Here is an 8,773-nt window from a genome sequence, read left to right as displayed (position 1 = left end):
ACCGCCACCCTTCATCGCCAGGCCCTTACCGGCGGCCGGGGCGGCCTGCTCGGCAGGCGCCTCCGCCTCGGTGACCGCGGCTTCGGCAACGGCGGCCTCGGCGGCCGGTGCGGCCGCGGCTTCGGCGACCGGTTCGGGAGCCTTGGGCTGCTGGACCACCTTCAGGTTCTCCGACAGCGCCGCGGGCTCGACCCGGTCGATCGACTGCAGCATCAGCTGCGCCACGTCCACGACCTCGACGCCCTGGCCGACCTCGCCGGAATCCTTGCGCGCGGTCACACCGTCGGTGAGCATCACGCGGCAGAAGGGGCAGCCGGTGGCGATCAGCGACGGCGAGTTACCGCCGTCCAGGGTGGCCAGCGCCTCGTCGGTCCGGTCGAGGTTGACTCGCTTTCCGAGTTGTTCCTCCATCCACATGCGGGCACCACCGGCGCCACAGCACATCGAACGCTCGCCGTGGCGCGGCATCTCGCTGACCTTCGCACCGGAGGCGGCCATCAGCTCACGCGGCGCGTTGTAGATCTTGTTGTGCCGGCCCAGGTAGCAGGGGTCGTGATAGGTGACCTTCTCCGACACCGGCTTCACCTGAACGAGCTTGCGCTGCCGCACCAGCCGGTTCAGCAGCTGCGTGTGGTGCACGACCTCGTAGGTGCCGCCCACCTGCGGATACTCGTTGTTGAGCGCGTTGAAGCAGTGCGCACAGGTGACGACGATCTTCTTCTTCGACGGCTCCACGCCCTCGAAGACCGAATTCAGCGTCTCGATGTTCTGCATCGCCAACTGCTGGAACAGGAATTCGTTACCCGCGCGGCGAGCCGAGTCACCGGTACAGGTTTCCTCCGCACCCAGCACCATGAATTTCACGCCGGCCGTGGCGAGCAGTTCGGCGACGGCCTTGGTGGTCTTCTTGGCACGGTCCTCGTAGGCACCGGCACAGCCGACCCAGAACAGATATTCGTATCCGTCGAAACTCTCGGCGTCCTGGCCGAATACCGGAATATCGAAGTCCAGCTCCGACATCCAGTTCAAGCGATCCTTGGCGTTCTGGCCCCAGGGGTTGCCCTTGTTCTCCAGATTTTTGAACAGACCGGCCAGCTCGGAGGGGAATTCCGATTCGATCAGAACCTGGTAGCGACGCATATCGATGATGTGGTCGACGTGCTCGATATCCACCGGGCACTGCTCGACACAGGCGCCACAGGTGGTGCAGGACCACAGCACCTCGGGGTCGATGATGCCGTTGACATCCTCGCCACCGACCAGCGGACGCTCGGCCTCGGCCTTGGCCGCCTCCGAGATCTTCGCCAGCGCGGCCTCGTTCGGCTTGCCCTCGGCGTCGACCAGGCCGACCTCGTCGCCGCCCATATCCTTACGGCCACCGGCGAGCAGGTAGGGCGCCTTGGCCGCACCGTGGTCGCGCAGCGACATGATCAGCAGCTTCGGCGAGAGCGGTTTACCGGTGTTCCACGCCGGGCACTGGCTCTGGCAGCGACCGCATTCGGTGCAGGTGGTGAAGTCCAGCCAGCCCTTCCAGGAGAAGTCCTCGATCCGCCCGGCGCCGAGGGTGTCGGTATCGGGGTCGACGTTCTCCATATCCAGGGCGCGGCCCTTGGACATCATCGGCTTGGCCGCACCCAGGGCGACGCCGCCGTCGTCCTCACGCTTGAAGTAGATGTTGAAGAAGGCGGAGAACCGGTGCCACGCCACACCCCAGGTGATGTTGCGACCGACGTAATAGAGGAATGCCATACCCGACATCAGCTTGATGAAGGCGAAGATCGACACCATCGTCGCGTTGGCGGGCAGCAATTCGGCGACCCGCATCGTGAAGAAGTCGGTCGCGGGGTTGCCCTCGCCGTTCAGCGCGATCTTGCCGGCCTTGACGAAGATCATGCCGAGGCCTTCCATCAGCACGATCGCTTCGATCACATAGGCGGGCCCGAACTTCGAACCGCTGAAGCGCGAGAGGCGCTGCGGGATCCGCGGGTGATTGAGCTGGCGAATGGTGATCAGCGTCAGGATGCCGACCACCGTTCCGATGCCCATCAGCTCGTCCCAGAAGTGGTACACACCCCAGTTGCCGATGATCGGCCAATGGAATTCGGGGTCGAACGTCTGCCCGTACGCCTCGAACCAGAGGATGGCGCCGGTGATGAAGCCGATCATCACCAGCCAGTGCGCCCAGCCGACGGTGCGGAACTTGTTCATGCGGGTATGGGCGATGAACTCGACCAGCATCGTCTTGAGGCGTGGGAAGAACGGCCGCCAACGATCGGGTGCCGGCTGACCGACCCTGATCGCGCTGAAGATCTTCCACGCGCCGCCGATGAACGACGCCCAGCACACCAGGCTGAGCACCGCTCCAATCGTGCCCAGCGTCACTGTCAGGGCATTCATGTCGCGACCTTCCTTCGGTTCCACGAGCATTCCGGCGACCGGGCTGGGGTCGCCGTCGGTTGCTCGTATCGTAACGGGCAGTAAGTTACCCGCCGGTAACTTATCTGTCCATCGTATGATGCACGAGTGATCTATCCCAGGTTGTGGGGTCCAACCGTACTGGGGGTGTGACCGTTCTCACGTGTTGTCCTGCGGTTTTGGCGTGGGCGCGGTCGTCTGACACGGTAAATCCCGGCAAATCCGGTGCTCAAGCCAGGACAGGCTTACTCGCCGCGAAGGCGAACCGTTGTGGAATTCCGCGTTAATTGTTAGGGCACATAACAATTCTCGCTTTCGGTCGGGGTATTCGACTAAGCTCACCTCGTCCTGCTTGCTGTGTGCACCTTCACACTGCTCGGGGAGGTCCGTCAGGTTTGAAGTCGGGGTTGATGGCCTGATGGATGCGTGGGCTCTCGCGGAGAAGTTGCGTGCGGCAAACCCTGATGACGGATTGGAAACCGAATGAAGCTCCGCAGAGGTACTGCGGTCGCCGCTATGGTCATCGGCGCAATGACCGTGGCGTTGGGAACTGCCAACGCCGACCCTGCACCAGCCCCGGCCCCGGCCGCCGACGCCAAGCCGGGGATCGACTACTCCACCAAACTGGTCGACAAGACTGTCGTCACCAAGCTCAAGAACGGCACGTTCGAGCTCGTGGAGAAGCACGGCGCGACTCCCGACCAGAAGCAGCAGGTCGTCGACATCAAGGACCAGGCCGGCAATGTCGCCCTGGAGATGCCGATCGACTACCGGATCGCGGGCGTTCAGATTCCGATCAAGCCGGTGCTCAAAGACAACGGCACGGTACTCGAGCTGACGCCGGACAAGCCCGCCAACGTCGACCTGACCAAGCCGGTCGCCGCCGCCCCCGTGGCCGCGGTCGCGGACACGAAGGTCGACCAGCAGGCGCCGATCCAGGCCGATAAGCCGGTTCTGGTCGCCAAGGATGTCGCCTCGCCGATCGAGAACCAGCGCGCGATGAGCGACTTCGCCACCAAGTTCGGTCTGGCGACCGCGATCGGTGGTTTCGTCGGTACCGCCATCGGCGCCGCGATCGGTTGTGTCGTGACGATCGTCGCCGGCTGCATCCCGGGTCTGGTGACCGGCGCCGGCGTCGGCGGCATCGTGGGCACCGTCGCGGTGGGCGGCCCTGCTCTGGTCGCGGCGGGCGTCGAGCTCGTCAACACCATGCAGGCCGCCGACGGCACCACCCAGTGGTCGGATGCGGCCATGGCGGCGGCCAGCGGCCAGGCGCAGCAGGCCAACCAGCCGAAGTAGTTCGCGGCGCGGAGCCGGTCATCGGCCGACTCCTGGACGTGTACGGCCCGTCTTCCGCACGGAAGGCGGGCCGTTGTCGTTGTGCCGGTCAGTCCGCGAACCGCAGCCGCCCGGTGTAGCTCACCTCGCCGAGCGGTGTGCCGAATTCGGCGAAGGACCGTTCGGCGATCTCGAAACGTCCGTTCTCGCGGACCAGGAGGACTGTGCTGCAGCGGGTTCCGTGCCAGTCGTTGGCGACGAAGCGGGCCGATACCGAGCGTTCCTGATCCGGCGACAATCCGGTGTGCGGTAGTTCGGCGTCGGGTGCGATGGTGGGGTCGGCCAGGACGTCGAAGTAGTCCTCGACAGCGGGCGAACCGACTATCGCGCTCAGCGCGCGCACGCCGTCGCGCACCTTCGGCCACGCTGTGGCGCCGGTGTCGGTGTGCACGGTGCCGTCTCCGGTGCCCTCGCTCTCTGCGGTCCGACCATCCGCGATGCCTGCCGTCCGTTCGGAACCGGGAAGGGTCGAACCGAGGAGGGCGGCATTGGACAGCCCGTGTACTCCCGGCGGGAGGGCCAGCGGAGTGGCCTCGCTGCGATTGCTCTGCCACCACAGCGTCTCCAGATCGGAGACCACCAGGTTGTAGCCGTTGTAGTCGTCCAGATCGGCCGCGGTGGTACGAACGAATTTCTCCGGGGCCGTGGAGGCGGTCAGATAGTCCATCAGCAGGGCGCCGCGGGAGCGGGCATCGGTGCGCCTCTCGTTCGGGCCGCGCACATTGGTGACGGTCGCGAACCGGCCGGCCTCGGGGACGATCCCCAGCCAGGTGCCCGGCACGCCGTCCGGAGCTCCGAGATCACGCCCGGCCAGCAGGTTCGGCCGCTCCGGCCACCAGCGCATCGATTCGGTTGGGCGCGTGTAGAACTCGTCGCGATTGCCCGCCACGATCAGCCGATACTCCGGATGCGCGCGCCACCCGATCAACACCAGACACATAACTCCAGCATGCCCCAGCCGCTGTGCCGGCACTATCGCGGCCGCGGCCACCGAGTCTCGTCACCGGCGCGCGAAGGCGCCCCGTCGGCGCGAGCCACGGTGGGCTCGGTGCTGCCGACGAGGCGCCTCCTCGTGGCGATCAGCCGACCGGGATGGTGGGCGGATTGCAGTCGGCGGTCCGTCCGCCGCCCGACAGGGTGTCCAGCAGGCAGCCGAGGTTGATCTGGCTGCTGCCGGAGGACAGACCGGCGGTATCGGACGCGGCTACCGGCGTGGCGGTCGTCGCCGATGCGATGGGGGCGGCGACGAGAAGTGAAGTGGCGCAGAGCAAACCGGCGGCGAAAAGCTTCGTTGTGAACATGCGTGCGATCCTTCCATCCGGCAGCGCGGAGAAGGATCCCCGAATTGCGCTGCCCCGAATGCTCGGGGCACACCGGTTCCCGCCCCGGATACGACGAAAGCCCGGCATTGCTGCCGGGCCTTCGACGATGCTCGAAGCGCTCAGTTGGTGCGAACCCGCAGACCCGGGTTGTCGGAGAGCACCTGGTTCACCGGCTGCGCGAACAGCTGGGGCGCGTCACCGGTCAGGGCGCCGATCAGGTTCGGGATCTCGCAGATCGGGTAGTCGGCCACCGAGGAGGCGCTGGAGATGCCCAGGGCCATGGTGCCGGTGACGATCGGGCCGCCCGAATCACCCGGCAGCGCACAGATGTTCGCCGAGAAGGCCTGGGTCAGGTCACGGTCACCGACCTGCACGGTCTGATCCACGGCGTTGACCACGCCGCAGCTGAAGCCGGTGCGCGAACCCGACTTGCAGACCGGGGCGCCGACGACGGGATCGGCCACACCGGTGATCGCGATCGGCGCGGCACCGGGGACCCGGACCAGGTTGTTGGCGAAGCGATCCCGGCTGCCGCCATCGATCGAGACGATCGAGTAGTCCTGGTTGCCCAGGATCGACTTCTGGAACGAGCCCAGCTGGGCGCCGATGTGGTTGCCCGGCAGCAGCTCGAACATGCCCGGCGCGTTCGCGGTACCGGCGGCCGGAATGTTCGGATCGCAGTGTCCGGCAGTGATGTTCACCGGGTTGCCGTTGCGGTCCTCACCGTTGAAGCCGGTGGAGCAGACCAGCTGCATCTTGCCGGCCACCGAGGCGTAGGCGTCTCCGCCGGCGCGGGGAGCGTTGGGCTGCTCACCGGCAACCGGCTTCACCTGCGCGTCGGACTCCGGCGGGCCGACCGGGGGAGCGGCCATCACGATCACGTGCGCCGGGTCGACGAAGCCCGGCATCGGCACGCCGGCCTTGTCCACGCGCACCGCGATGCTGTTGTTGACGGTATCGATCACGACGCCGCGCACGGCCTGCACGACGGCCTCGGGCTGGCCCGAGAGCCACTGCTGGAAGGCGTTCTTCTCGCTGCGCAGCACGGTCTGGCTCTTGGCCACGTCCTTCACGCCGAATCCGGCGTCCTGAGCGGCCTTCTTCGCCTCGTCGAGGCCCTGGCCCGGGGCCAGCGCCACCACGGCCTTGCCGGCGTCGTCGAGCCACGCGCCCGCGAACGCCTGCGGGAACTGACGCTGCGCGGTGGCCGTGAAGGCCGCCACGTGCTGCGCCACATCGGCGCGGTGCAGGTACTCCTCCGGCGAGATCTTCAGGTCGCGCTGCACGGCCGCGACGAGATCGGCAGGCAGGTTCGGGGCCGGGGCGGGCGCGGGGTCCGCGGACGAGGTCGCCGCGAGCGGCCCGAGAACCAGAACCGCCGCCGAGGCGGCGACGGCCGCGCTGCGGAGGCGGGTGCGCGGGGCACGTCCCGCGGCGGACGAAAGTCGGATGCGTGGCAGGAGCATGAGGCGACTATATGGGGTTTGCGCGGCTATGCCTACTTGTCGCGGACTTTGGCCGAACTCACACCGGGCATACCGGAAATCGATACCCGCTGTTCACCCGGTCCGTATCGCGCCGAGGGGCACGTCCGCTCCGGCGGACGTGCCCCTCGGCGCAGTGGAAGGATCGTCAGCCCGCGTTCGGGCGCGTACGCACCGTGATGCCGGCGCCCAGGCCGCCACCGGAATTGGCGTCGATATCGCTGAGGATCTGCCGGATCGGGATGCCCAGCGTGGCGGTGCCGCCGTACTGCGCCAGATCCATGTTGGCGGCCTTGCAATCGGGTGCGTCGGCGGCGTTGGAACCGCTGGTGATGCCCAGGGCGAGGGTGCCCGAGACGATCGCCCCACCGCTGTCGCCACCGAGCGTGCACGCCGAGCTGGCGAAGCCGCGCACGGTCTTCGAGTCGCCCTCGGCGGTGAACAGCGCCGTCTCGACCCGGTCGGCCACCACGAACCCGCAGGTGAAGGTGGACGACTGCCCCGACTTGCAGATCGGGGCGCCGGTGATCGGTTCGGCGGTTCCGGTCAGCGTGAGGGTGGTGCCGTTGCCGCCGCGCACCGAGGGCTGGTCCATGCCGGCGGTGATCGCCCGCTCGTTGAGCTTGATCACCGAGTAGTCCAGTCCGGTGCTGCCGCCCAGCTGCGCCTTCACGAAGGTGCCGAACTGTGGGCTGGCCTTCAGGTTGCGCACGTTCGGCAGGTAGACCCCGGCCTCGGAGTTGCCCTTGCCCACGTTCGGATCACAGTGTCCGGCACTGATATTCAGCGCGTTCCCGGCGGCGTCGATGCTGTTGAAGCCGAAGGAGCAGACGTCCACCGACTTCAGCGCGGAATCGTCGAGGGAGGTAGGAGCGCTGATGTAGGTGTCGCCCGCCATCGGTCGGTGCTCGACCGGGCCGCCGCCGTCGGGCGAGAGCACGACCTTGACGTTGGCGATCAGGGTCGGAAGGTTCAGCAGGTGACCGGCCGGGGTGTTCGCGACGCTCAGCACCAGCTGGCTGTTCAGGAAATCGATGGCGACCGAATTGATCCCGGCCGACAGTTCCCGCGGCAGCCCGCCGATCCACTTGACCAGCTGGTCGAGCGAGCTCTCCAGATTGTCGGCCGAAATCGGCGCCAGGCGAGTCTGATATCCGGCGGAGTTGGCGATGCGCGCGGCGTCGAGCGAGGTCACCGCCATCACCGGCTTGCCGTCGGCGCCGAGCCACGCCCCGGCGAAAGCCTGCGGGTGTGAGGAGCGGAATTCGCGGGCGTAGTCGCGCAACTGCTGGGCACGGGCGGCACGGTCCAGATACTCCGCGGGCGACATCTTCAGATCGCGGCCGATGGCCTGCACCAGTTCGGGCGGCAGCGTGTCGGCCGCCGACTGGGCCGGCGCCGGATCGGCGAGCGCGGGCGATGTGGCGATCCACGGGCCGAGAAGCAGAGTCGAAGCGAGGGCGACAGCAGCAGTTTTCACCGACGCGCGTGCCACCGAGGCGCGTCCGACCGTGGCGCGACGCGCCGCCAACTTGCGCATGGAGTCCCTTCGTCAGGCACATACGTGCCGGCCACCCGTGGGCGGTAAACCATTGGGTGGCAACAGCCCTCGACCATCAAACAGACCGCTCGCCCGGTGCGACGTCCGGAACGACCGGTCAGCGCATCACTTTAGGGCACAACGGCGTGAGTTTCGCTACGAAATCATCACGGAGTCGGTGACTAGGAGAACTGCAGGCCCGGCGGCAGCGGCAATCCGGGCACCGGTTCCAGACCGTTGGGCGTGGTCGTGGTGGTGCGCGGAGTGGTCGTGGGCCGTTGCCACGTGGTGGTCCCCGGCGGCGTGGTCGGCGTCGGAGTCACGGTCGGCGTGGGCGGCGGCGGTGGCGGCGGAGGCGGGGTGGTCGTCGTCTCCGCCGTCGTCTCCGGGTACTCCTGCGGGGCGGGTTCCGGCGCGACGGGGGGCGGGGGTGGTGCGACCGTCGTCGTCACCGGCGGCGTGGGGGCCTCCGCCCGGCCGGAAACTCCGGTCGTGGGGACCGGAGTGGCGGCGTCGTCGTGCAGCAGCAGGGCCGCCGCGATGCCACCGAGGACGAGACCGGCGGTGGCCGCGGCCGCCGCGATGAGCAGCGGGGTGCGTCGACTGCGCTTCGGCTCGGCCGGTGGCACTTCCGCCGGGGCGGCCACGGTGGCCGCGACGGTCATGGCGGCGGG

Annotated in this window: 6 protein-coding genes and 1 pseudogene; 1 reads left to right on the top strand and 6 read right to left on the bottom strand. The window is 67.8% G+C overall.

From position 1 onward, the window contains the following. The coding region (locus NN2_RS34600) for a (Fe-S)-binding protein (RefSeq protein ID WP_063019379.1) at positions 1 to 2,397 on the bottom strand (2,397 nt) is incomplete at its 3' end. A gap of 549 nt (positions 2,398 to 2,946) precedes the next feature. Here NN2_RS34600 and NN2_RS34595 point away from each other — a divergent pair. Then, positions 2,947 to 3,714, top strand: coding sequence for a DUF8020 domain-containing protein (locus tag NN2_RS34595; protein ID WP_227463074.1), 768 nt, complete (start codon positions 2,947 to 2,949; stop codon positions 3,712 to 3,714). A gap of 88 nt (positions 3,715 to 3,802) precedes the next feature. Here the strand turns inward: NN2_RS34595 and NN2_RS34590 are convergent, their stop codons facing one another. From NN2_RS34590 to NN2_RS38000, 5 genes and pseudogenes are all read right to left on the bottom strand, one after another. Continuing rightward, positions 3,803 to 4,693, bottom strand: coding sequence for an NRDE family protein (locus NN2_RS34590; RefSeq protein ID WP_063019373.1), 891 nt, complete (start codon positions 4,691 to 4,693; stop codon positions 3,803 to 3,805). Positions 4,694 to 4,832: 139 nt separating this feature from the next. After that, the gene (locus NN2_RS34585; RefSeq protein WP_063019371.1) at positions 4,833 to 5,054 is read right to left on the bottom strand and encodes a hypothetical protein; all 222 of its coding nucleotides are present in this window, start codon (positions 5,052 to 5,054) and stop codon (positions 4,833 to 4,835) included. A 140-nt stretch (positions 5,055 to 5,194) separates the two neighbouring features. After that, entirely contained in the window at positions 5,195 to 6,541 is a 1,347-nt protein-coding gene (locus NN2_RS34580; RefSeq protein ID WP_063019369.1) for a S1 family peptidase, read from the bottom strand. A gap of 166 nt (positions 6,542 to 6,707) precedes the next feature. Further along, entirely contained in the window at positions 6,708 to 8,099 is a 1,392-nt protein-coding gene (locus tag NN2_RS34575; RefSeq protein WP_063910959.1) for a S1 family peptidase, read from the bottom strand. A 182-nt stretch (positions 8,100 to 8,281) separates the two neighbouring features. Then, a pseudogene (locus tag NN2_RS38000) lies at positions 8,282 to 8,773 on the bottom strand (hypothetical protein); the annotation flags it as partial.

The sequence above is a fragment of the Nocardia nova NBRC 15556 genome, from assembly GCF_001613005.1.
Lineage (GTDB): Bacteria > Actinomycetota > Actinomycetes > Mycobacteriales > Mycobacteriaceae > Nocardia > Nocardia nova.
Note: the sequence above shows the minus strand (reverse complement) of the source record. Positions and strands in the feature narration are given on the sequence as shown.

Bases quoted from the DNA above. Each gene is read 5' to 3' on its own strand.
- NN2_RS34595 (WP_227463074.1), top strand. From the start codon at position 2,947: ATGACCGTGGCGTTGGGAACTGCCAACGCCGACCCTGCACCAGCCCCG.
- NN2_RS34590 (WP_063019373.1), bottom strand. From the start codon at position 4,693: ATGTGTCTGGTGTTGATCGGGTGGCGCGCGCATCCGGAGTATCGGCTG.
- NN2_RS34585 (WP_063019371.1), bottom strand. From the start codon at position 5,054: ATGTTCACAACGAAGCTTTTCGCCGCCGGTTTGCTCTGCGCCACTTCA.
- NN2_RS34580 (WP_063019369.1), bottom strand. From the start codon at position 6,541: ATGCTCCTGCCACGCATCCGACTTTCGTCCGCCGCGGGACGTGCCCCG.
- NN2_RS34575 (WP_063910959.1), bottom strand. From the start codon at position 8,099: ATGCGCAAGTTGGCGGCGCGTCGCGCCACGGTCGGACGCGCCTCGGTG.